The sequence below is a fragment of the Aeribacillus sp. FSL K6-8394 genome (genome assembly GCF_038008865.1).
GTDB lineage: Bacteria > Bacillota > Bacilli > Bacillales > Aeribacillaceae > Aeribacillus > Aeribacillus composti.
Map to the genome: position 1 here is coordinate 348314 of NZ_JBBPAA010000001.1, position 24744 is coordinate 373057.

Annotated in this window: 24 protein-coding genes and 1 pseudogene; 23 read left to right on the forward strand and 2 right to left on the reverse strand. The window is 40.8% G+C overall.

All coding sequences use genetic code 11. The features are described 5' to 3' along the window. Positions 1–1635 precede the first annotated feature (1635 nt). The 18 genes from NSR00_RS17990 (at position 1636) to NSR00_RS01640 (ending at position 18870) form a co-directional block, all read left to right on the forward strand. Positions 1636–1800 carry a PaaD-like zinc ribbon domain-containing protein gene (locus NSR00_RS17990; RefSeq protein ID WP_430732319.1) on the forward strand — a complete coding sequence of 55 codons (165 nt, stop codon included), beginning with the start codon at positions 1636–1638 and terminating at the stop codon, positions 1798–1800. Between the two features lie 5 nt (positions 1801–1805). After that, complete coding sequence (locus tag NSR00_RS01560; protein ID WP_340786543.1) at positions 1806–2663, forward strand: 3-hydroxyacyl-CoA dehydrogenase NAD-binding domain-containing protein; 858 nt, start codon at positions 1806–1808, stop codon at positions 2661–2663. Further along, positions 2653–3378 carry a 3-hydroxyacyl-CoA dehydrogenase family protein gene (locus NSR00_RS01565; protein ID WP_066251107.1) on the forward strand — a complete coding sequence of 242 codons (726 nt, stop codon included), beginning with the start codon at positions 2653–2655 and terminating at the stop codon, positions 3376–3378. The genes NSR00_RS01560 and NSR00_RS01565 overlap by 11 nt, the downstream gene beginning before the upstream one ends. 85 nt (positions 3379–3463) lie before the next feature. After that, positions 3464–4663, forward strand: coding sequence for a thiolase family protein (locus NSR00_RS01570; protein ID WP_340786546.1), 1200 nt, complete (start codon positions 3464–3466; stop codon positions 4661–4663). A 16-nt stretch (positions 4664–4679) separates the two neighbouring features. Continuing rightward, entirely contained in the window at positions 4680–6155 is a 1476-nt protein-coding gene (locus NSR00_RS01575; protein WP_063389428.1) for an aldehyde dehydrogenase family protein, read from the forward strand. A 122-nt stretch (positions 6156–6277) separates the two neighbouring features. Continuing rightward, positions 6278–7078 carry an enoyl-CoA hydratase/isomerase family protein gene (locus tag NSR00_RS01580; protein WP_094245474.1) on the forward strand — a complete coding sequence of 267 codons (801 nt, stop codon included), beginning with the start codon at positions 6278–6280 and terminating at the stop codon, positions 7076–7078. Positions 7079–7343: 265 nt separating this feature from the next. Further along, a complete protein-coding gene (locus tag NSR00_RS01585; protein ID WP_066251023.1) occupies positions 7344–8219 on the forward strand; it encodes a PaaX family transcriptional regulator in 876 nt (291 codons plus the stop codon). A gap of 22 nt (positions 8220–8241) precedes the next feature. After that, a complete protein-coding gene (locus tag NSR00_RS01590; RefSeq protein WP_340786550.1) occupies positions 8242–9216 on the forward strand; it encodes an MBL fold metallo-hydrolase in 975 nt (324 codons plus the stop codon). A gap of 209 nt (positions 9217–9425) precedes the next feature. After that, positions 9426–10361 carry a Phenylacetic acid catabolic protein gene (locus tag NSR00_RS01595; RefSeq protein WP_340786552.1) on the forward strand — a complete coding sequence of 312 codons (936 nt, stop codon included), beginning with the start codon at positions 9426–9428 and terminating at the stop codon, positions 10359–10361. After that, positions 10361–10687: a metal-sulfur cluster assembly factor gene (locus NSR00_RS01600; protein ID WP_340786554.1), complete on the forward strand. Its 327-nt coding sequence runs from the start codon at positions 10361–10363 to the stop codon at positions 10685–10687. Before NSR00_RS01595 ends, NSR00_RS01600 begins: the two co-directional genes overlap by 1 nt. Next, positions 10684–10914, forward strand: a complete 231-nt coding sequence (locus tag NSR00_RS01605; protein WP_063388948.1) for a hypothetical protein — start codon at positions 10684–10686, stop codon at positions 10912–10914. Before NSR00_RS01600 ends, NSR00_RS01605 begins: the two co-directional genes overlap by 4 nt. After that, on the forward strand, positions 10911–11555 hold the full coding sequence (locus NSR00_RS01610) for a Phenylacetic acid catabolic protein (RefSeq protein ID WP_395994395.1): 645 nt from the start codon (positions 10911–10913) through the stop codon (positions 11553–11555). Before NSR00_RS01605 ends, NSR00_RS01610 begins: the two co-directional genes overlap by 4 nt. A 9-nt stretch (positions 11556–11564) precedes the next feature. Beyond that, positions 11565–12350 carry an enoyl-CoA hydratase-related protein gene (locus NSR00_RS01615; RefSeq protein WP_340786556.1) on the forward strand — a complete coding sequence of 262 codons (786 nt, stop codon included), beginning with the start codon at positions 11565–11567 and terminating at the stop codon, positions 12348–12350. Between the two features lie 17 nt (positions 12351–12367). Beyond that, positions 12368–13168 carry an enoyl-CoA hydratase/isomerase family protein gene (locus NSR00_RS01620; RefSeq protein ID WP_340786559.1) on the forward strand — a complete coding sequence of 267 codons (801 nt, stop codon included), beginning with the start codon at positions 12368–12370 and terminating at the stop codon, positions 13166–13168. Between the two features lie 109 nt (positions 13169–13277). Further along, positions 13278–14861, forward strand: coding sequence for a benzoate-CoA ligase family protein (locus NSR00_RS01625; protein WP_063389427.1), 1584 nt, complete (start codon positions 13278–13280; stop codon positions 14859–14861). Between the two features lie 33 nt (positions 14862–14894). Next, positions 14895–15344: an acyl-CoA thioesterase gene (locus NSR00_RS01630; RefSeq protein ID WP_340786563.1), complete on the forward strand. Its 450-nt coding sequence runs from the start codon at positions 14895–14897 to the stop codon at positions 15342–15344. A gap of 35 nt (positions 15345–15379) precedes the next feature. Continuing rightward, positions 15380–16948, forward strand: a complete 1569-nt coding sequence (locus NSR00_RS01635) for a long-chain-fatty-acid--CoA ligase (protein ID WP_340786565.1) — start codon at positions 15380–15382, stop codon at positions 16946–16948. 143 nt (positions 16949–17091) lie between these two features. Continuing rightward, positions 17092–18870, forward strand: coding sequence for an adenine deaminase C-terminal domain-containing protein (locus tag NSR00_RS01640; RefSeq protein ID WP_340786567.1), 1779 nt, complete (start codon positions 17092–17094; stop codon positions 18868–18870). A 460-nt stretch (positions 18871–19330) separates the two neighbouring features. Here NSR00_RS01640 and NSR00_RS01645 read toward each other — a convergent pair. Further along, a pseudogene (locus NSR00_RS01645) lies at positions 19331–19546 on the reverse strand (hypothetical protein); the annotation flags it as partial. Between the two features lie 256 nt (positions 19547–19802). Here NSR00_RS01645 and NSR00_RS01650 point away from each other — a divergent pair. The 5 genes from NSR00_RS01650 to NSR00_RS01670 all read left to right on the forward strand — a co-directional run bounded on the left by NSR00_RS01650 (position 19803) and on the right by NSR00_RS01670 (position 24134). Continuing rightward, a complete protein-coding gene (locus NSR00_RS01650) occupies positions 19803–19997 on the forward strand; it encodes a hypothetical protein (RefSeq protein WP_340786569.1) in 195 nt (64 codons plus the stop codon). A 398-nt stretch (positions 19998–20395) separates the two neighbouring features. Beyond that, positions 20396–20785, forward strand: coding sequence for a GntR family transcriptional regulator (locus NSR00_RS01655; protein WP_063389422.1), 390 nt, complete (start codon positions 20396–20398; stop codon positions 20783–20785). Next, complete coding sequence (locus NSR00_RS01660; RefSeq protein WP_340786571.1) at positions 20778–21677, forward strand: ABC transporter ATP-binding protein; 900 nt, start codon at positions 20778–20780, stop codon at positions 21675–21677. The genes NSR00_RS01655 and NSR00_RS01660 overlap by 8 nt, the downstream gene beginning before the upstream one ends. Continuing rightward, the gene (locus NSR00_RS01665; protein WP_340786573.1) at positions 21652–23610 is read left to right on the forward strand and encodes a DUF6449 domain-containing protein; all 1959 of its coding nucleotides are present in this window, start codon (positions 21652–21654) and stop codon (positions 23608–23610) included. Before NSR00_RS01660 ends, NSR00_RS01665 begins: the two co-directional genes overlap by 26 nt. A gap of 17 nt (positions 23611–23627) precedes the next feature. Then, on the forward strand, positions 23628–24134 hold the full coding sequence (locus tag NSR00_RS01670) for an RNA polymerase sigma factor (protein ID WP_340786574.1): 507 nt from the start codon (positions 23628–23630) through the stop codon (positions 24132–24134). A 63-nt stretch (positions 24135–24197) separates the two neighbouring features. Here NSR00_RS01670 and NSR00_RS01675 read toward each other — a convergent pair whose 3' ends face one another. Beyond that, on the reverse strand, positions 24198–24614 hold the full coding sequence (locus tag NSR00_RS01675; protein WP_063389418.1) for a DUF4395 domain-containing protein: 417 nt from the start codon (positions 24612–24614) through the stop codon (positions 24198–24200). Positions 24615–24744: the final 130 nt, after the last annotated feature.

Below are 24744 nucleotides of genomic sequence, written 5' to 3' on the forward strand. Positions count from 1 at the left end.
TGTTTTTCTCTACTTTTATGTGCGCCCGGCATGTACATGAACTATAGGGTGTAAGTCCCGAACCCCGAAGACAGAAGTAGAGGTTAGCCAAGAGCAAGGGTGTCCGTGGTGACGCGGAATCTGAAGGAAGCTGGAGGCAAAACACCGGTCCGAGGAACACGAACCTCATATAAGGCTAGGTATGATTGAGTGAGTTTGCATAACAAAACAAAGCTCTTTCTGTCGAAGGTCATATCGAGTAAATGAGGCGGATAGATGGTGTGAAAGTGCATGTACTTACCCGGGGAGGTCTGGCGGATATGTGAAGTACTCTTCATAACCTACTTAGTGATAAGTAGCTGAACCGTCAGAAGTCAGCAGAGGTCATAGTATTAGTTGGTCTAGAACAACTAAGAAGGACCGAACAATTAAGAGAGAATAGCCCTTGGCATTCAGTGAGTCATGATGAACACAGAAAACGTAGTACCTCACTTGAGGGAGGAAGCGGTGAATCCCGTGGGAGATCTCTTGGAGGGTGGAGTGACCACTGGCATAAAGAGAACAGCTATTCACGGAAGTTATAAAGACTTGCGTCAATTATCTTAATTGAACCGCCGTATACGGAACCGTACGTACGGTGGTGTGAGAGGACGGGAGTTAATCGCTCCCTCCTACTCGATTTGTGCGCCCGGCATGTACATGAACTATAGGGTGTAAGTCCCGAACCCCGAAGACAGAAGTAGAGGTTAGCCAAGAGCAAGGGTGTCCGTGGTGACGCGGAATCTGAAGGAAGCTGGAGGCAAAACACCGGTCCGAGGAACACGAACCTCATATAAGGCTAGGTATGATTGAGTGAGTTTGCATAACAAAACAAAGCTCTTTCTGTCGAAGGTCATATCGAGTAAATGAGGCGGATAGATGGTGTGAAAGTGCATGTACTTACCCGGGGAGGTCTGGCGGATATGTGAAGTACTCTTCATAACCTACTTAGTGATAAGTAGCTGAACCGTCAGAAGTCAGCAGAGGTCATAGTATTAGTTGGTTTAGAACTACTAAGAAGGACCGAACAATTAAGAGAGAATAGCCCTTGGCATTCAGTGAGTCATGATGAACACAGAAAACGTAGTACCTCACTTGAGGGAGGAAGCGGTGAATCCCGTGGGAGATCTCTTGGAGGGTGGAGTGACCACTGGCATAAAGAGAACAGCTATTCACGGAAGTTATAAAGACTTGCGTCAATTATCTTAATTGAACCGCCGTATACGGAACCGTACGTACGGTGGTGTGAGAGGACGGGAGTTAATCGCTCCCTCCTACTCGATTTTATGGACTTATGGACATCCTCTGCATGTTCCATTTCTTACAATCAATACCTCATTGCAGTATAAAGAAATACATGAACGTGCCGCGACTTAGCTGTCGTCAAAACCCCCCTCGCTGTAAAATTCTCTCGTTTCATTTATAGGTAAAAATGAATAAATGTTACATATGTTGATTATAGCCGGTAATCTCTAAGGAGAAACCGGGTTTTTATTTTAATTTCCAGAAAATAAATAACATTTTAATTTTTTCGTTGACAGAACCTGTTGTTTTTATTAATATTTTGTTAAATAAACGATAGTAAAAAAAACGTAATATAACAGAGAGGTGACACCGGTGTCCGACAAATATGTGGTGCATTGTTCCTTTTGCGATTCTACAAATGTTAAGAAAATAGCTGTTTTCGGCACTGCTCAGCTCGTTTCTCAATATTACTGCAACCAATGTAAAAGCGTTTTTGAATTTATAAGATGGCAAAATGATTTGAACAAGGAGGTGTAGTCTGTTTGACGATCCAAACGGTTGGAGTTGTAGGAAGCGGAACGATGGGCTCTGGCATTGCCCAAACGTGTGTGCAGCATGGATTTCGTGTATTTCTTTATGATTTAAATGATGCGATCGTTCAGAAAGCATTTACTCAAATTAAAAAACGCCTTAACAGATTAGTAGAAAAGGGAAAAATGGAGGAAAAAACGTTTCAAGATTCAATATCACGAATTGAGACTTGCACCGATTTATCGCTGATGAAAGCGTGTGATCTTGTGATTGAAGCAGTTCCGGAAAAAATCAATATTAAAAAAGAAATTTTCCAAGCGCTGGATGAACATTGTCCAGAACAAACCATTTTAACCACCAACACATCATCGTTTTCTGTCACTGAAATTGCAAGCGTTACCAAAACAGGGGAAAGAGTGGCAGGTCTTCATTTTTTTAATCCGGTTCCGCTAATGCCTTTAGTAGAAGTCGTAAGAGGGGTGAAAACATCTGAGGATACGTTGAAAAAGCTTGCACAATTTGTCTCTTCTCTTCATAAAGATCCGGTTGTTTGCGAAGATACACCGGGATTTATTGTCAACAGAATTGCCCGTCCTTTTTACAATGAAGCATTGAAAATTGCAGGTGAACGTTTGGCGAAGCCCGAACAGATTGACAGGATCATGAAAAAGGCTGGACGTTTTAAGATGGGTCCTTTTGAACTGCAAGATTTAATTGGTATTGATGTGAATTTTTCCACAACGGAAATCGTCTACAATAGTTTTTTCGGAGAGGAAAGATTTCGTCCGCATTATTTGCAGCAGCGCATGGTTCAGTCAGGTAAGCTTGGCAGAAAGGCCGGTGAAGGATATTATCGCTATGAAAACTAAATCATTCACTGTAAAAGTAGCTGGAGAAGGCTCTTTAGCCGATTCGATCATAGCGCAATTGCGCGAAACAGGCCATCAGCTCGAAGATCAATCGGCTGTTCATTCAAATTTTGATATTGTGATCGAAACGACAAATCTCGACATCGACCAAAAGAAAAAACTATTGGTCGAAATCGAAAAAACATTGCCAAAGGAAACGGTCATTTTGTCTACATGTCTTGGTGTAACAGCAACAGAAACCGCTTCTTGGCTCCAACATCCTGAACGATTAGTCGGATTTGCCGCATTTTTCCCTTGGGAAGATTGTGAACTTGTCGAACTTGCACCGGCTTTGCAAACCGAAAAAGAAAATGTTGAGAAAGCTAAGCAGTTTTTTGAAGAAGTTGGAAAAGAGGTCGAAGTAGTGGAAGACGGTGTAGGATTAGTATTTCCTAGAATTTTATCATTAATTATTAATGAAGCTGCTTTTGCTTTAACAGAAGGTGTTGCAAGTGCAGAGGACATAGACAAAGCAATGATGAAAGGAACGAATTACCCGATGGGCCCCCTTCGCTGGGCGGATCATATCGGTATTGATGATGTTTATGCTGTTTTAGCCGGACTGTTTAAAGAAACAGGGGAGGACCGCTACCGGCCTGCTCCATTTATCAAAAAGATGGTGTATGCCAAATGGTTCGGAAAGAAAACGGGAAGAGGCTTTTATCAATATGATTAAAAATTCCAGTTGATGATGGTAGCTTCGGGAAAGGTTCAAAATGAATCAAAATGCCTGAAAAAACGGTCAAAATGGGGGTAAGAAAATGAAAGAAGCTGTGATTGTTGATGCTGTCCGAACCCCGATCGGCAGGTTCAACGGGGCATTAAGAGAGGTCCGCCCGGACGATTTGGCAGCTCACGTCGTAAGAGAGGTGCTCAAGCGAAATCCGATTGATCCTTCCGATGTGGAGGATGTAATTTTTGGCTGCGCGAATCAAGCCGGAGAAGATAATCGCAATGTGGCAAGAATGGCCGTGCTTCTTGCGGGTTTGCCTGAAACAGTTCCAGGCGTGACCGTCAACCGTTTATGCGGATCGGGTCTGGAAGCAATTAATCAAGCAGCGCTGGCGATTCAAGGCGGATTGGGAGACGTCTATATTGCAGGCGGAACCGAAAGCATGACAAGAGCTCCATATGTCATGATGAAGCCGCAGCTTTCTGGAATGAGGGACACGCCAACTTTTTATGATACAACTCTCGGCTGGCGGCTTGTCAATGATAAATTAGCGGAAATGTATCCGCCGATCAGTCTTGGCGAGACGGCTGAAAATGTAGCTGCGCGCTATCAAATTTCGAGGCAGGAGCAAGATGAATTTGCGTTGGAAAGCCATAAAAAAGCCGGAAAAGCTATACAAGAAGGGCGTTTTCAAGATGAAATTGTTCCGGTGACAATAACAGGGAAAAAAGGGGAAGAAACGATAGTAGATAGAGATGAGCATCCGAGGCCTGATACGACTTTGGAAAAGCTGAATAAATTAAAGCCTGCTTTTGTTCAAGACGGAACAGTGACCGCTGGAAATTCCTCTGGAATCAATGACGGCGCTTCCGCACTTTTAATCATGGAGAGATCGATAGCAGAAAGACTTGGCTTTAAGCCGCTGGCACGGATTGTCGGCTCCGCTGTCGCTGGGGTGAATCCATCCTATATGGGGGTTGGACCGATTCCAGCAACGAAAAAAGTGCTGCAAAGAACTGGTTTATCTATCAGCCAACTGGATTTAATCGAGATTAATGAAGCATTCGCATCCCAATCCATTGCCTGCATTAAGGAGCTGGGATTTGATATGGAAAAGGTGAATGTCAACGGTGGAGCAATTGCTTTAGGTCATCCTCTCGGCTGCAGCGGGGCGAGAATTGTTACCACTCTCGTTCATGAAATGAAAAGGAGAGACGTTAGATATGGACTCGCGACGATGTGCATAGGCGTCGGGCAAGGAATCGCCACGATTGTCGAAAAGATATAGAAAGGAATGAAAAAATATGAAAAAACACTATCAGCTTTTTATTAATGGACAATATGTAGACAGTTCAAACGGAGAAGTATTCGAAACGCATAATCCTGCAACCGGCGAAGTCATAGCAACGGTAGCCAAAGCAACAAAGAAGGACGTTGACAAAGCGGTGGAGGCAGCCCGTGCTGCATTTGAGTCGGGCAAATGGCCGAGAATGACGGCAGCGAAAAGAGCTCGCCTGTTAAACCGTATAGCGGAAATGATGAGAGAACAATTTGAAGAATTGGTTCGCGTTGAAGTATTAAACAGCGGAAAGACCGTTGCTGCTGCCAAGGGTCAAATTATGCAGGCGATTGAAGATTTTGAATTTTATGCCGCTGCATGCTTAACTCTCCAAGGTGATGTCAATCAAGTTCCAAACGGCTTTTTTAACTATACTCTTAAAGAGCCGGTCGGGGTATGCGGTCAAATTATTCCTTGGAATTATCCGCTCATGATGGCCGCTTGGAAAGTGGCGCCTGCATTGGCTGCCGGCTGCACTGTTGTCTTGAAGCCTGCTAGCTACACTCCAATTACAGCCTATATGCTTGCGGAAATATGCCATGAAGCAGGTGTTCCGGCAGGAGTCCTGAACGTTATTACAGGCAGCGGGTCTGAAATCGGACCATATATGACTGAGCATCCTGGAATCGACAAAGTTGCGTTTACAGGCGAAACGGAAACCGGAAAGGACATTATGAAGCGCGCTTCTGAAACGTTAAAACGGGTAACTTTGGAATTAGGAGGAAAATCGCCGAACATCGTTTTTGACGATTGTGATCTGGAAGGAGCCGTCAACGGTTCGCTTTATGGAATTTTTTACAACACAGGACAATCTTGTGAAGCAAGATCCCGCTTGTTTGTTCATGAAAACATTTATGATGAATTTATGGAAAAATTTCTCGAAAAAGCTTCCCGTATACGAGTAGGAAATCCGTTTGATGAAGGCGTGCATATGGGGGCCGTCATTTCCAAAAGTCATCAGCAAACAATTGATCATTACGTGAAATTAGCGGTGGAAGAGGGCGGAAAAATTTTATACGGCGGCAAAATACCGGAAGGCGGAGAGTATGAAAAAGGGTATTGGTATTTGCCGACGGTTATCGGGGATGTCACAAATGATATGAGAGTTGCACAAGAGGAAATTTTTGGGCCTGTCGTAGTTGTTATGAAATTCAGCGACGAGCAAGATGTGATCCGACAAGCAAATGATTCCATTTTTGGATTAGGTTCGGCTATATGGACGAACGATCATGGAAAGGCACACCGTGTTGCGGCACAAATAAAGGCAGGAATTGTTATGGTGAATTCGCCAATTTCTGCATTTCCTGGAACACCTTTTGGAGGCTATAAGCAATCGGGATTTGGCCGGGAGCTGGCATTGGAAACATTGAATTTGTACACGGAAACGAAAAGCGTCGTTTCTTATATCGGCAGCAAACCATTAAATCTCTTTGGACTCTAATTATATGTATAAAAAAAGATCGTTTAAAAAAAATATAATTTCTATTGAATTATTAGAATATTTAGTATATTATGTTTATGAAACGATAAAATATTAAACGTATAAATAAAGGAGGAATTGCAATGTCAGATACAGTAGCAATAGAAAAGAAAAATTTAACGGTGGTCAAAAACAGCGGAGTGGCGGAAATCCATCTTCACATCAATAAAACGAATGCCTATGGGCTGGAGTTTTACCAAGAATTCAACGCAGCGATCGATGAGCTTCGCTTCGATCCAAACATAAAAGTGGTCGTGCTGATGAGCGATGTGCCGAAATTTTTCTCGGCAGGAGCGGATATCAACTTCTTAAAAGCAGCGGATCCGCGCTATAAAACACAGTTTTGCCTGTTCTGTAATGAAACGCTGGATAAAATCGCCCGTTCGCCGCAAGTATATATCGCCTGTTTGGAAGGGCATACAGTCGGCGGAGGATTGGAAATGGCGCTAGGCTGCGATCTGCGATTCATGGGAGATGAAGCAGGAAAAATCGGCTTGCCGGAAGTATCGCTTGGGGTGCTGGCCGGAACGGGAGGAACGCAGCGGCTCGCGCGGTTGATCGGGTATTCGAGAGCGCTGGATATGAATATTACAGGGGAAACGCTGACACCGCAGGAAGCGCTGGACATTGGTCTCGTCAACAAAGTATTCCCGCAGGCGGAAACGAGAGAGCGGACGCTCGAGTATGCGAGAAGGATAGCTGAAAGCGCAAGCTATGCGGTTTCCAACATCAAGCTGTCGATCATGAACGGAAAGGAAATGCCATTGAACGTGGCCATCCGCTACGAAGGCGAGCTGCAAAACTTGTTGTTCCGCTCCGAGGATGCAAAAGAAGGATTAAGCGCATTTTTAGAAAAGAGAAAACCAAATTGGAAAGGGATATAAAAAAGAAGGACGAAGCATATCGGCCATAAACGGCCGGTATTTTTTCATCCAGAAAATCATGCGGAAATTTAAAGACAAGTCATATGCCTTCCTCAAGGAGGAGGCAGTTTTTTTCTGATCGGCAGAGTTGATTTAAACAGCTTCAGACTTATAAAAAAATAGATCAAAAGGCTCCCTATCTAGAAGAAAAAACTTGTAAAAATGGAATTCCATCCAGCATAATAAGAATAAAAGCAAAATTCAGGAAAAAGACGGGTGTAAGAAAATGAAGCCAAGATCATTAATGTTCACATTATTCGGTGAATACATTCAGCATTACAGCACAGAAGTTTGGATTGGCAGCTTAATTCAAATGATGTCCCATTTCGGCATTTCTGAATCTTCGATACGGGGAGCCACGTTAAGAATGGTTCAGCAAGGCTTTTTTAAAGTTCGCAAAATTGGCAATAAAAGCTATTATTCTCTTACAAATAAAGGGAAGAGAACGATGATGGACGGGTTTGCCCGCGTTTATTCAATGAGAAATTACAAATGGGATGGGAATTGGAGAATTTTGACCTATTCGGTCCCGGAAGAAAAAAGGGAGCTTCGCAATCAAATTCGAAAAGAGCTGAGCCTAATGGGATTCGGCTTGATTTCTCACGGTACGTGGGCAAGTCCAAACCCTATTGAAGATCGGGTGATGGAGTTTATAAAAGATTACCATCTCGAGCCGTATGTGATTTTATTTACTTCCAGTTCAGTAGTATCCCATGATAATCATGAGTTGATTCATAGAGGATGGAATTTTGACGAAATTGCCAAAGAGTATGAATCATTCATTGATCAATATCGGCAAAAGTATGATGATTTTAAGGAACGCATTTGGAATAATGAATTATCAGATCAAGAATGTTTTATTGAGAGAACGAAGCTTGTTCATGAATATCGCAGCTTTTTCTTTATCGACCCGGGGTTTCCGAACGACCTGCTGCCTGCTGACTGGAGCGGCTTAAAAGCTAGAGAGCTATTTTTCAATGTACATCAGCTTTTGTCTGTACCTGCTATTCGATATTTTGAAACTTTATTTGAAAAAGCTCCCGATTGTGAATTGGAAGCGAATCGGGACAGAGCGATCAACCCATTTATGGACATTGTTTAAAATAAAAGCAAGTAGGTGCATAATGGTGGTCAATATTGAACAGATCGGGAAAAATATATATCGCATTCCGGTTCCAATCCCTTTTCCGATGAAATACATCTATTGTTATATGGTGCGCGATGCAGACGGATGGAGCCTTGTTGATGCAGGATTTCATAATACCGAAGCGATTGAAGCTTGGGAGCAAGTATTGAAACAAATGAATGTTCGTTATGAACAGATTCATTCGATTTATTTCACTCATTTCCATCCTGATCACTTCGGGTTGGCAGGGTGGATGCAGGAAAGAACAGGAGCAAAAGCTTATATAAGCAAAGAAGATTTTGCCATGGCGCAGCGTGTTTGGGGAAAAAACAGCAGCCAGGCGGAGCAAATTGGTGAAATGTGCAGAAAAAACGGTACACCGGAAGATCTTGCGGATGAAATTGAAGAAAGTATGAGAAGTTTGGCAAAGCATGTAACGTTTCCGGAATTGACGATTCTAGAGGATGGCGAGGTCATTCTAGGCGAAAGAAAATGGGAAGTTATACCGACACCTGGTCACAGCGATGGACACATTTGCTTTTATCAAAGAGAAGAAAGATTGCTGCTTGCAGCTGATCATATTTTGGATAAAATTACTCCGAACATTAGCATATGGCCCGGTTCAAGCAAAAATCCGCTTGGAAACTACATATCTTCGCTTGAAAAAATACAGCAATTGCAGGTAGACCTGGCGCTTCCTGCCCATGGGGCATTGATCGAACGAGTTGACGACAGAATATCAGAAATCATCCAGCATCATCAAAAGCGCTTGGATCAAATATTTCGACTTGCGAAGGATGGCCGTACCGCCTATGACATTGCCCAAGATTTATTTCAGCACAAAAGCTTGAATTCGCATCAATGGCGGTTTGCGATCGCAGAAACTTTGTCGCACTTGGAGTATTTAGTTTTCACAGGGCAAATTAAAAAAGAGAATCGTAACGATATTGTCTTTTATAAACAAAATAAATAATAATGGATAAGTGCATAGCAAAAAGCTATGCGCTTTTTTTGCGGTCGTAAAAACGGCAAGAACGAAAGGAAGAAGAAAAACCTTTTATTTTTTAAATTAACAAAAAAATTTGATTTTTCAATTTTTTCTTGACAAAAGAGGCGATTGTAAAATAATATTATGTTAAACAGACGAAATAAATAAAAACGTAATATAAAAGAGGTGAAAAAATGGATCAGGCAGCCCTTTTAAAAGAAAAAATTCAAAACGGTTTTATTGTTGAAGGCGTCGGTGACATGAATGAGGAATATTTAAAGGCATTAAAACAGACGTTGATTATTGTCGGAGATACAGAATTGTTAAGTGTGCCGCCGCTCCTTACTGTTTATGATCAAGCGCCCACTTTAAATAACAAAATTACAGCACTCGCCATTATGCAGGATGAAATCGGTCATGCACATATTGCTTTCAGGCTACTGAAAGATTTGGGTGAAGATACAGACGAATTATTGTACAATCGAGCCCCAAATAAATGGAAAAACCCTTATGCCTTTGACTTTGAACTGTCAAATTGGATTGAGCTTGGAGTGTTTAATGCGTTCTTTGACCGCGCCGGCTACACACTGCTTGGGGATGCGTTTGAGCATACATCTTACGGGCCATGGAAACGCGCATTAGTGAAGGTTGATAAAGAAGAATTGTTCCATCTTAGAAATGGTGAAATCATTATGAGAACAGCCATGAATGATCCGAATTTGCAAGAGGAAGTTCAAAAAGCGGTTGATTGGATGTTTTTAATGGCGCTTGAATTTTTTGGTGTAGAAGACCGTTTAAAATCCAGATCCGCACAGCTTGAATACCGCTTAAAAGGAAGAACAAACGATGAGCTCCGTCAAAAATGGCTGTCAACAGCAGTTCCATTCTGTGAATCAATTGGAGTAAAAGTTCCAGCTCATTATGATGAAGAACAAGGAAAATATGTGCTCGATGTCCCATTCCCTTGTAAATTTGATCCAATCAATAAAAAATGGCTGTTCGACCAGCCGGACACATGGGAAAACGTCATTAAACGATTTAAACAAAGAGGGCCGCAAAATGAACGGTTTGTAGGAAGAATTCAAAAAGGGGCAAAAGAATTAGAACAGCTGAGAAAAGAGGTGGTATGATGCAAAAACAAGCTGTGGATCCGAAAAAATATTGGGAGGCGCTGAAAGAGGTGATGGATCCTGAATTCCCAATAAGCGTTGTCGATATGGGGCTCATTTACGATATTCAAATGAATGACGGGGAAGTGCATGTGACGATGACATACACAGCCGTTTCCTGCGCCTGCATGGAATGGATTGAAAGCGATATAAAAAATCGGCTTCTTGCAGAAGAGGAAGTAAAGGAAGTACACATAAATGTCGTATGGGATCCTCCATGGACGGTCGACCGTCTTAGCCCAGAGGGAAGGGAAAAATTAAAGTATTGGGGTGTAAGTGCAAAATGATCGCAGAAAAAATAACCTATGATATTTTTGCCCGCATTAATCGGGGAGACAACTTAATGCATATCGGCACGGTAGAAGCAGAAAACAGCGAGCTGGCAAAAGTGTATGCAACGTTTACGTACGACGAAGAGGATTGGACCGAAATGGTTGTCGTGGAACGAAACAAGCTGAATTGGGTGAAAAAACCTGATTGGCTATTTTCAGAGAAAGGAGCTGAAGCATTGTGAGCGTAATGGAACAAGGAACGCATTCTTTGATTGAATTGCTGGAGACAATAGCGGATAACAAATATGTGCTTGGCGACCGTTTAGTGGAAGTTGGTGTAAGCGGTCCGAATTTGGAAGCGACCTTGTCTGCTATAGCTATGGCTCAAGGAGAACTGGGGCATGCAAGACTTTTGTACAATTGGTGTTTTGATTTAAAAGGGGTAAAAGGCAAGAAGCCTGACATTCAAGCACAAACAGGAAAAGCTTTTCAAACAGCTGTAAACGTTCAAAACTGGATTTCTCTCATTGCTTCGCTATATGCAATCAATGCCGCAATCGATATCGTCTTTCAAACGGTGTTAAAAACAAGTCATTCCAAGGTTGCTTCACGGATTCAAAAGCTTGTCCGCGAACAACACGATCATATCATCTATGCAGAAAATTGGGCAAAACAACTTCTTCTTGATCAAGGAGCTGTCCCCTACAGATTTCAAGAAGCTTTAAGGGAGGCTGCCGAGGAAGCAAAGGCTTGGCTTGCAAAAGTTGAAAAAAGTGAAGAATTGAAAAAGGAAGGTTATTTCCCGGAAACTCCTTCGTTCACGGAAAAATTTGAAAAACGGCTGCAGCAATTAAATGCGGAACAGCTTGTTCAAGCAAAGTGAGTGATGCTCATGTCAGAATCAGGCGTTCTTTTAGAATTTCAAAACAAAGTGGCTATCATTCAATTAAATAACGCAAAACGTGCCAACGCATTAAGCAAATTTTTAGTAAAAGATCTTTCTTATGCGATAAACACGATAAAAGATCATTCGAATGTAAGCGCAGTTATTTTTACGGGAGGTGAAAGCAAAGCGTTTTGTGCAGGGGCGGATTTAAAAGAAAGGCAGTCCATGAGCGAACGAGAAGTGGAAGAATATGTCGCATTGCTCAGGAAAACATTTACAAATATCTCATCTTTGCCAATTCCGACGATTGCGGCTGTAAAAGGATTGGCTCTTGGAGGAGGATGTGAACTTGCTCTTGCCTGTGACATTCGTGTCATGGAAAAAGGGGCGCTCATCGGGTTGACGGAAGTTTCTTGGGGAATAATCCCGGGAGCCGGCGGCACTCAACGGCTGGCGCAATTAGTAGGAATCGGCAGGGCCAAACAGCTTATTTTTACAGCTGAAAAAATAAAAGGTGAAAAAGCGTATGAAATAGGACTTGTCGAATATATTTGTGAAGCTGGCGAGGCAGAATTGAAAGCGCTTAACATAGCAGAAAAAATTTCGGAAAATTCAATTCATTCTGTCCGTTTAGCGAAGCAGGCTGTCGACAGTTTTGCTCGAGAACTAATGGAAAAGGGTCTGATTGCGGAATGGGATTGTTATCAAAAAACGATTTATCATCCGGATCGTTTAGAAGGATTGGCGGCTTTTCAAGAAAAACGCAAACCTGATTTTTCAAATGATAAATGAACAATGGAAGGAGAATAATGATGACAGTTGAAACAACTGCTAACAAAAATTTAACGGTGGTCAAAAACAGCGGAGTGGCGGAAATCCATCTTCACATCAATAAAACGAATGCCTATGGATTGGAATTTTATCAAGAATTTAACGCAGCGATCGATGAGCTTCGCTTCGATCCAAACATAAAAGTGGTCGTGCTGATGAGCGATGTGCCGAAATTTTTCTCGGCAGGAGCGGATATCAATTTCTTAAAAGCAGCGGATCCGCGCTATAAAACACAGTTTTGCCTGTTCTGTAATGAAACACTGGATAAAATCGCCCGTTCGCCGCAAGTATATATCGCCTGTTTGGAAGGGCATACAGTCGGCGGAGGATTAGAAATGGCGCTAGGCTGCGATCTGCGATTCATGGGAGATGAAGCAGGAAAAATCGGCTTGCCGGAAGTATCGCTTGGGGTGCTGGCCGGAACGGGAGGAACGCAGCGGTTGGCTCGGTTGATCGGGTATTCGAGAGCGCTGGATATGAATATTACAGGGGAAACGCTGACACCGCAGGAAGCGCTGGACATTGGTCTCGTCAACAAAGTATTCCCGCAGGCGGAAACGAGAGAGCGGACGCTCGAGTATGCGAGAAAGATAGCTGAAAGTGCAGGCTATGCGGTTTCCAACATCAAGCTGTCGATCATGAACGGAAAGGAAATGCCATTGAACGTAGCCATCCGCTACGAAGGCGAGCTGCAAAACTTGTTGTTCCGCTCCGAGGATGCAAAAGAAGGATTAAGTGCATTTTTAGAAAAGAGAAAACCAAATTGGAAAGGGATATAAACGTTAGCTTTTCATATATATTGTGAAGCCTCCTGAATATATATCTTCTTCAGGCGGCTTCAATGCCGCTTCATCTATTCAAAAAATTGATATATAGGATGGTGAAAAAATGGATCTCCGCGGATTAGGTTTGCTTTACAATGCGGCAGTGCGGTTCATTGATGAAAGTGTAGAGAAAGGTTTTGGCGATAAAATAGCCATTTGTTATCGCGATGAGCTCATACACTATAATGAATTGCAGGAGAAAGTCAATCAAACAGGCAACATGCTCCGTGAGCTCGGTTATAAATTGGAAGACCGCCTTTTAATGGTTTGCCACGATACACCCGAATTTATTTATTCATTTTTTGGCGCCATAAAAATTGGTGCTGTCCCCATTCCGGTCAACACCATGATGAAGCCATCCGATTATGAATATTTTTTAAACAACAGCCGGGCAAAGGGCTTAATCATCCATGAAGATATTTGGGAAAAGATTGAAGTTTACAAAGAACGGTTTTGCTTTTTGAAGGATATCATTATCATTCCGGACAGTGAAAGCGAACAATCAGGCACACATTTAAATTTCCTCCAACTGATGAATAGGGCAAGCAAAAAGCTTGATGCAGCCATGACGAACAAGGACGATCAGGCCTTTTGGCTGTTCAGCTCCGGAAGCACCGGTAATCCAAAGGGCGTCATCCATTTGCAGCATGATATGGAATATGCTTTCAGCACATATGCGAAAAAAATATTGCATATAAGTGAAGAAGACCGATGCTTGTCCGCATCTAAACTGTTTTTCGCCTATGGCCTTGGCGGAGGAATGTACTTTCCTTTAGGAGCAGGAGCTTCAACTGTATTAGTGAAAGAACGCGCAACTCCGGAAGCAATGTTTCAGGCGATTGAAACGTACAAACCGACCATTTTCTTTGGGGTTCCAACTTTATATGGAGCGATGATTGATTATGTGTCGCGAACGGGAAAACAATTCGATTTGAGCTCGCTCAGAGTTTGTGTATCAGCTGGAGAAGCGCTTCCGAAAGCATTTTACCGCAAATGGAAAGAAATGTACAATGTCGATATTTTAGACGGAATTGGTTCAACAGAGGCTCTCCACATATTTTTATCCAATCGGATTGGAGATGTAAAGGCAGGAAGCTCTGGAAAAGTCGTTCCTGGTTATGAAGCAAAAATTGTCGACGAAATGGGCAGGGAATTGCCTCCAAATGAAATGGGAGATTTGTTGATTCGCGGAGACAGCATCGCACATGGATATTGGAACCTTCATGAGCAAAACAAGAAAAAATTTGTCGGAGAATGGCTTCATACAGGTGACAAATATTATAAAGACGAAGAAGGATATTTTTGGTATTGCGGGCGCTCCGACGATATGCTGAAGGTTGGCGGGATTTGGGTATCGCCTGTAGAAGTCGAAAATTGCCTTCTTCAACATGAAAATGTACTGGAAGCTGCAGTTGTCAGCGTGCAAAATGAAAATAATCTTGTCATTCCAAAAGCATATGTTGTGTTAAAAGATAGAACGCCTTCCAAAGAAATGGAAGATGAATTAAAAAACTTCGTGAAGCAGCAGCTGGCCCACTACAAATACCCACGAATTATAGAATTTATTGACGAACTTCCGAAAACAGCAACAGGAAAAATTCAGCGTTTTAAACTTCGGGAATTATTAAAATCGAATTCAGCTCAATAGTTTAAGACATAGCATTGAAAGGAGTACGTACATTTGAAAAGAAACGAATTTCAGCTCAGGGTGAACTTTGGAGATACGGATGCAGCCGGCATTGTATACTATCCGAATTATTTTAAATGGTTTGATATTGCAGGGCATCAATTTTTTAGAAGTATCGGCCTTGCTCCGGCTAAACTCATCAAAGAATACAGCATCATTCTTCCGCTGCTTGATGTCCGCTGTACGTTTGAGCAGCCGTTATATTATGACGACATTATCACAATTAAAACAGAAGTAATGGAAGTGTACCGGAAAACAATAAAACTGAAGCATGAAGTATATCGTGAAGATACAAGAACCGGGCACGGATATGAGCTCAGGGGGTGGGTGAAAGAAGAAAACGGAAAAAAATTTGCAGTGCCTATACCTGAAGAGGTGAAAAAATTGCTTCAAGAAGACGGGTTTGGTGAACAGGCTCAGATCAATCCATGGCTCAGCGCATAAATGAACATTGAAAAAATGTAATGGAGGAGAGTAGCGTGGATCTTAACGTATCCATTCATGATGTGTTTGAAAAAGCATATAAGCGCTATCCTGATAAAGAATTCATTTACGATGGCTATAAACGTTTAACTTACAAAGATATCAAACAAATGTCCGATTCCATCGCCTCCGCTTTCCACCAGCTCGGTATAGGGAAAGGAGACCGCATCATTGTATGCCTGCCGAACTGGCATGAGTTTCTTGCCATATATTTTGCAATTGCAAAAATAGGCGCCATATTAGTTCCATGCAATACGCGATATCGTGTTGAAGAATTGTCTTATATAGTGGCCAATTCTGGTGCAAAAGCAATTTTTGTGGTAGAAGAGCATGGGCATTTCCATACGGTAAAATCTTTAATGGAAAGTAATGAAAGCGCTTTAGAAATGGTGTTTACGGTGCGGTTTCAAGAAGATGGTCATCATTCCTTTGAAGATTTGCTGAAAATAGGAGAGTCGAAGCTGACGCCGGAAGTGTCCATCGATCCGAAAGAAGATGTGTTTTCCATTTTATATACTTCAGGAACAACAGGACTTCCGAAAGGTGCCATGCTCACGCATTTAAATTTTGTCCATAATGCCGCATGTACAGTGGAGGCGCTTCAATGCGACGAAAATGACGTATTTTTAGTGGTCGTTCCTGTCTTTCACGTGTTTGGCATGGTTCCAAGCATACTGGCAGCTGTGACTGCCTGTGCCAAAATGGTGTTTATGGAGCAATTTAAAGCGGAAGCTGTATTAAAAATGATTGAACAAGAAAAGATTACGATACACCATGGAGTTCCGACAATGTTTATATTGGAATTAAATCACCCTCAATTCAAATCCTATGACTTATCTTCGTTAAGAACAGGTATTATTGCGGCAGCACCATGCCCTGTCGAAGTCGTGAAAAAAATTAGAAATGAGATGGGATGCAATATAACTATTTCCTATGGTCAAACGGAAACATCTCCAGTTGTGACAATTACAAGCTTTACAGACAGTGACATCATTCGTTCAGAAACGGTCGGCAGAACGATTCCAGGAGTTGAAATTAAAGTTGTTGATGTGAATCGCCAAACTTTACCGACTGGAGAAATTGGCGAACTTGCTGTGCGCGGGTTAAATGTCATGAAAGGCTACTTTAACATGCCCGAAAAAACGAAAGAAGCCATTGATCAAGATGGCTGGCTTTATACAGGTGACTTAGTGACGCTTGATGAAAAAGGTTATGTCCGCATCGTTGGACGGAAGAAGGAAATGATCATCCGCGGCGGCTACAACATTTATCCTCGAGAAGTTGAAGAAATTCTTTATAAACATCCGAATGTAGTAGAAGTAGCCATTATCGGGCTGCCTGACACTGTTTTAGGAGAGATTTCATGTGCGGCGGTAAAATTAAAAGACGGAGCTTTGGAAACGGAAGAATCGATGAAAAATTATTTAAAAGGAAAAATTGCTGACTACAAAATACCGGATAAAGTTGTTTTTGTCGATGAGCTGCCAATGACGCCGAGCGGAAAAATTAAAAAAGTAGAACTTCAGCAAAAATTAAAAGAAGATTTGCAAACAGAATTGCGATAATTTCATGCAAGGAAGATCAAACGGTAGACATATGTTTGATCTTCCTTCATCATAAAGTTAATCAACCTTCTGAAAAATTTGACATCCGATTGATGACCTACGGCTTCTTCATAACATTTTTTAAAAGAGTAGGAGTGAAACTGTTGAGACAAAAAGCGTCAAGATCGGAATTAATTGAAGTGGCTCAAGGACGGAGGCCCGCAGATTTAATTATCAAAAATGGTACGGTGATCAACGTCTATTCAGGAGAATTGTTGAAGCAAAATGTCGCTGTTTATCAAGACTCCATTGCATATGTCGGCGAACGGGATGTCCTTTCCGATGAACATACAAAAATTATTGATGCAGAAGGGATGTATGTTTCACCAGGTTTTATTGAACCGCATGCACATCCTTGGGTCATCTACAATCCTGTTAGTATGACTAGGAAAGTTCTTCCCCTTGGAACAACGACAACGGTAAATGACAATTTGTTTTTTTATTTGCATATGGGAGCTGCTGGATTTAAAAAAATGGTCAAAGACTTGAAAGACCTTCCGGGCAATTTTCTTTGGCTTGTCCGGCTTGTCTCGCAAGCAGATTTCAAAGGAGAAAGGGAATGGTTTAATCAAAAGGATGTCCAAGAGCTTTTAGAATTAGAAGAAGTTGTCGGAACAGCGGAGGTCACAAGATGGCCGCTTTTATATCAGGCTGATTCCTTTTTGCTTGATACAATTGAAGTGGCAAAACAGAAAGGGAAAGTCGTGGACGGTCATACAGCAGGCTGTTCATATGAAAAATTGATTTCCATTGCTGCGAGCGGAGTCAGCGCTTGTCATGAAGCAATAACGGCAAAAGAGGCGCTGGACAGGCTCAGGTTGGGAATGTGGACGACTTTACGCAACAGCTCGCTTCGCCCTGATTTCCCTGAAGTTATAAAAATGATTACAGAAGGGAAAGTCAGTACACATCGAATTACGATGACAACCGACGGTCCGCACCCTGGGTTTATCGAAAAAGAAGGCTTTGTCGATGGATTGATCAGAAGAGCTGTAGAATTAGGAGTGCCGGTCATAAACGCGTTGCAAATGGCTACGATCAATGCAGCCGTTTATTTGCGCTTAGATGATTATATCGGCGGGATTGCTCCAGGAAAATTGGCAGACATTTTACTTCTTCCAGATTTGAAATATTTTCGGCCGGATATCGTCATTTCAAGAGGTGAAGTCGTAGCCGAGCAAGGAAATTTGCTTGTGTCGACACCAAAACTAAATTGGAATCAATATGTTGTCCGGGAGCCATTTGCGTTTTCGAAGCAACTTTTGGACGATTTAAACTTGTACCGTTACCCATATTCAAGTACTGAACAAACTGTTCCGGTCGCTTATTTTAAAAGCAATGTCATTACACAGCGAAAAGATGTTAAGCTTCCAGAAGCAGAGGGATTCGCAGATATTTCTGGTGAAGAAGGCTTATTGTATGCATCGTTAATTGACCGGAACGGAAAGTGGGTGTCGAAAGCGATATTAGAACGATTTGCCGTTCATCTAGATGGGATGGCGTCAACTTACAATACTACAACAGAATTGCTTGTGATCGGAAGAAATCCAAAAGCGATGGCCCAGGCGGCTAAAAGAGTGCATGAACTAGGAGGAGGAATCGTCATTGTTGATGGCGAGGACATTGTGGTTGAAATACCTCTTCCATTTACCGGCATGATGACGGACGATTCATCATTTGATCAAGCTGTTCGATATCATGATGAGCTGTTAGCAACCGTGCAGCAAAGAGGATTCCCATTCCATGACATTTTATATACACTATTGTTTTTAACTTGTGATTTCTTGCCCGGTCTTCGTCTTATTCCATTTGGTTTGTATGATGTTAAGAAAAATGAAATGCTGCTTAAAGCGGAACCAATAAAAGATCAAATCGCGAAGTAAAACTAGAAAAAGAGAGCTGAGCCGTTTCCTCCAGGGGGGGCAGCCCAAAAAGTCAGGGTTAACTGACTTTTTGAAGCCCCTTCATTTTAGGAACTTATCGGACAGGCCATTTTTCCAATCTTGTTTATATCCTTCAGAAGTCTTATGAAGGACTTTTCTTATGCTCTCTTTCTGAATTCGGTTCTTCAAAAGTTTTTCAGCATATACAATTGCTTCTTGTTGGACCTCATTGCCTCTATGAAGGCCATTTACAAATTTTATTCGATTATTTTTGTCCTTCACAGCAGTATTTCTCCAAAATCCTTCATTTTAGGAACTCAACGGAGAGCCCCTTCTTACAATTAGTCAAGAGTTTTTCGTAACTATTTGTTTCAGTGGATTTATTTAGGAGGCAGTGGTACCCCTTCCTCCTAAATAAATTTACGCATGCCTAATAGATCTAACGATTTTTGTTTTTTTACTAGATCAAATATGTTATATTTTTCCTGGACAATTGCGAAGTTGCTGATGCGATTTCGTAATTGTACGTTAAAATGTGTGTATTAAGATGGAAGAGACACTTCAATAACTTATTCACACAAGCGATGGACGCAACTTTATGACATTTGTTATAAGGTTGCGTTTTGAATTTGTCGTAATATTCTACAAAATGATTGTTTCCAATGCGTCGTTGGCGTTAACGATTCCCTTTTCTTATCCACGATCTCATGGATTCAACATATTAAACCTGATTCTTATAAGGTCCGTGAAGTAGGCCAGTTATTTCAATGCGAACCTATCGTTCTTTAGGCTGTCACGACCTTTTCTCCACTTCTACTAAAAAAATAGCAGCGCAGACATTGACCGTGGTCTGTGCTACTAATCTTAATATGTTTTTTTTTTGCGGGTTTCACATTGTTAAAGACTCATTTGAGAGCAACAAGGATAAATACATGCTGAATCTCCTTCTATTTGTTCTTTTATATAGTAAACTCCATTTCTGGTGTACTTTAATCAATCGGGAAGCAGGCTGGATGGACGAAAATGGACAAGAAACATTCTGGGAATGTCGGTACAGTTTGGAAAAGATGTACTTATCGTTTGTTTCAACATTTGAAAATCGGCAGGAAGAATCGTTTAAAAAATAGCAGATGCGGAAAACTCAGTTCATCATTATCTTACAGTTCGTTTCAAAAGAAAAAATTTCCTGGGAAAAGCTTGAAAACTATAATCCAATTTTTCGGTTGATGGCGGCGCTTCTCATCGTCTGTCCATTGGTTGGCGATCAAAAAAAGTTTCGAACATCTGCCAGTTACAAACAGACAGAAAAAAGTTTAGAAGAGATGCACTCACTGTTTTAAATAGCACAATCATATAAATCAAACTTTGAAAAAGGACAACAGTCTTTCACAGCGTAAAAAGCTGTGCCTTTTTTGACACAAAAAAATTTTTCCAGAAAGTATTGTCATTTTTTTCATAATAAAGTATGATTTATCTGTATTAAGAATTATAATACAGTTAATACAGATGTGGGGGCTGCGGGAAAATGCTTGATATAGATTTTCGAAGCCGAAAACCGATCTATGAACAGCTTGTCGATCAAATAAAAGAGATGATTGTAAGCGGAGTGCTGAAAGGGGGAGAACAACTTCCCTCCGTCAGAGTGCTTGCGCAGCAATTGACGGTGAATCCAAATACAATTCAAAAAGCTTACCGTGAGCTGGAGAGGATCGGATATATTTACTCGATTCAGGGAAAAGGAAATTTTGTTTCGGAGAAGATTGAGGCATCTAATCAGGAAGAGCTGAAAATGGTTAAAGAAAATTTGCAAAAATTAGCACAACAAGCATTATTTTTAGGGATGCAATCTGATGAGCTCCTGCAGATCATGGAGGAAATTATCAAAGATCATCAAGGGGGAAAAAGAGATGATTGAAGTCAAAAAGGTATATAAAACATTTCAAAATGCGACTGTGTTATCTAACATCGATTTACAAATTGAAAAAGGATCCATCTTCGGGCTTCTAGGTTCAAACGGCGCTGGAAAAACGACGCTGTTGAAGCTGATCGCAGGTTTGTATAAACAAGATAGGGGAGACATTTTAATTGATAAAAAACCTGTATTTGAAAATGAAGACATTAAGCAAAGATTCATATTCCTTACAGATATTCCTTATTTTTTCCCTCATTATACGATCAAACAGATGGCGAATTTTTATGAAAACATATATCCATCCTTCAGCAGAGAACGATTTCAAACATTGCAGGATGTATTTGATCTAGATCTTAAGCAAAAAATTTATCGCCTGTCAAAAGGAGTTCAGCGTCAAGTAGCATTTTGGCTCGCTTTTTCCGCAATGCCTGAACTGCTCATTTTAGACGAGCCGTTTGACGGTTTAGATCCGGTCATGAGGAAAAAAATGAAAAATATAATCATCCAAGATGTGGCAGCGAGAGAAATGACTGTAATCGTCTCTTCCCACAACTTGCAGGAAGTAGAGGATATAAGCGACCATATCGGCATTTTGCATAAAGGTGAACTGCTAATAAAACGGAATTTGGATGACCTAAAGTCGAATATACACAAAGTGCAAATTGCCTTTCAAGGAAGCGTTCCTTCGGAAATGCTGCAGCAGCTTCAAATTGTCTATCAGGAACAAAGAGGCAGCGTGCATTTATTCATTGTAAAAGGAAATGCGGAGGAATTTTCCAGCTATATAAAAAGCTTTAAGCCTCTTTTATTCGATTTGCTCCCGCTTACATTGGAGGAAATTTTTATTTATGAAATGGGGGAAAAAGGATATGCAATCGAAAACATCCTTATTTAAAAAAGAGCTGTTAATTCAAAATTTCCGTTCTGTCGGTTGGGTAGGACTAGCGTTTTTGATCGGTCTAATTCTATCAGTACCGATGGAAATTGCGGTGTTGTTTTCCGGGAGAGAGAATTATAATGAAGAGCACATATATGAAAGTTTGTTTTCCATTGCACAAGAACTTCAATTACTCATGTTAATCGTGATACCTGTGCTTATGTCCATTTTTTTGTTTCGGTTCCTGCATGTAAAGCAATCCAGCGATTTTCTTCATAGTCTTCCGATGAATCGGAAAATGCTTTTTTGGCATCATTGGCTGACGGGTGTTGTGTTTTTAATCGTACCTGTCATGATTACTTCTCTAATATTGGCCGTTTTTATACAGGTGTTTGATTTGTCGAGCTATTTTCGTGATTTGAACCTTGTTAGATGGTTTTGTACTTATTTAGCCTATACGCTATTATTGTTTTCTATCGGCACCTTCTCTGCCATGCTGACAGGAATTAGTACGATTCAAGCCATATTGACATTGATTATTTTATTGTTTCCTTTCGGGGTTTATCAACTTATAGTGTACAATTTGCAATACATTTTGTTTGGATTTCCGAGCGGCTATTATTTGAATAATAATCTTTGGATCGAATTTTTTTCACCGCTTACGAGGCTGATTTCCCTCGAATTCCAGCCTTTCTCTTGGTGGGAGATCGCCATTTATTTATTGCTAGCAGCCTTGTTTTGCTGTATTTCCTTGCTTCTGTACACACGGCGGCCAGTCGAATATGTGTCACAAGCTGTTATTTACTGGAAGCTTAAACCGGTTTTTAAATATGGCGCCACTTTTTGTACGATGCTTCTCGGCGGAATGTATTTTGGCATTATTGACTATAGAGGAAGCTTATTATGGATTTGTACCGGATATGTAGTAGGTGCACTTATCGGTTACTTTATAGCTGAAATGATCTTGCAGCAGACGTGGCGAATCAAGCCTAAATTAAAAGGATTGTTTATTTATTCTATTGCAGTGATACTCGTATTCATTTTGATCGGTTCTGGTGCGGGAGGATATGAGAAAAAGGTTCCGAGAGTTGCAGAAATACAGTCGGTATTTTTCAGCAACTTTTGGTACTTCGATGACAAGATGACTAATAGATTCATTTACAAGGAACCGAAAATAATCGAAGCAATTCAAAAGCTGCATACAGAAATCGTTGCCGAAAATAGATCCAAAGATGTTTCCGAACCTGAACCGTTGTTTATCGTCTATTATTTAAAAAATGGAAGCAAATCGATCCGCCAATATGAAGTTGATCGGAAATCGTTCGAACGATATTTGAAGGAGATTTATGAATCGAAGGAATATAAAAAAGCAACCTATGAAGTTCTAGACGTAAACGATCAAGATGTTGAACAAATAGTATTTCATTCTAACTATCCAAACTACTATGTTGAAAAAGTGGATATTGCCAATAATTCTGATCAACTAGCAAAAGCATTAAAAGTATTAAAAAATGACATCGCGAATCTTACATATGAAGATATGACCGATGAAAGAAAAGACTGGGGAGAAATTGAAATCATTCTAAAAAATAATAAGCAATTATTCATTCCATGGAAAAAAAGCTTTAAAGAGTTCGATGAGTGGATGAAGAATAACGGAACGGTTAAAAACGCAAGAGTGACAGCTGATGATGTCCAATATGTACTCATAACGGAGAATAACATCAATCACGATTTGGATTATAAAAATATGCTGAAAGAAATTGAACAAAATCCGCAAACGGTCAAAATTGTAGATAAACAGTTGATTGAGCAATGCTTGCAAGATGAAACAGAATCGACTTCAGGAAAAAATATTATGTTCATTGTTTATAAAAATGGAACTTATGAGGTTGGCAGCTTTGCTCATCCAGAAATAGCTGAATCGATCAAGAAACAGGCAAAAAAATAAAAAAGGATTGAAGAATTATGGATGATATAATATCCGCTCAAGAGAGCTTTCAAGACATCTATTGTATGTTTTATAAAAAAGTGTACCGGATTGCTTTTTCCATAACGAAAGATGTACATTTGGCAGAAGATGTATTGCAGGAAACATTTTTGAAGTTTTATCAAAAGGCTGAACAAATTGAGGATATGGAAAAAATCTCTGGTTGGCTCGGTACAGTAGCAGCGAGAACTGCGATAGATCTTCTTCGGAAGGAACAGAAAACGCCGTGCCCCCTTGATGAATTATCTATCAGTCAAGGGGGCAATGTGGAACAAACAGCAGAATATGAATGGCTGAAAGAGACCATTTCTCAAGAAATTCGGAAACTAAAACCGAAATACCGCGAAATTTTAGAATTGAAATTGTATTATGATTTAAAAGAACAGGAATTAGCTCAACAGCTAAAGCTTTCGAAAGGAACAGTTAAAACTAGGCTTCACAGGGCAAGACGCACGCTGAAAGTGTCGTTGAAAGATGCGATGTAAAGTTCGGGTGCTCTTGCCCCTTTTTTACGTCTTTTCCCAGATTTTTAAAATCAGGGGAGAAGCTTATGAATTTTTCGCTTTTCGATATTGATACTGCTTCCATTGGAACCGGATAAAGCAGCCGATGCAAAATCCTAAAATCGCAATGAAAGCCGCTGAAAAAACTAAAATCGAAAAAATATATCCTAAAACATCAATATGAAAAGAAAATCCGATAAAAGCTAGCAGCAAGCATGTGCAGGCAATGATTTGATTGAATTGCTGATCAGATCTGTCTTCTAAATGATAGGACGAATGTGGTTTTCGTAAAAACGTTTTAGCGGCCGCCATAATCGGATTGACACCAAAAATGAGTCCAATCAAGCCAGCAATAAGCGGAATAAGAAGAAAAAGCGGCTCGTTTGTGATCCAAGTGATCAAAACAGACAAAACAATTGTCCATTGATTCGTTCTAACTAGAGGACGAGGGATGCCGTCCATGGAAATCCCACCTTTCCATATATGTTTTATGATATTTATATCATAAATGTGCAGGCATTGCATCTTTTTTGATTTTGATCAAGCCTCCATTCATATAATTATGTTACAATGGTTGGTAGATATTATGGAA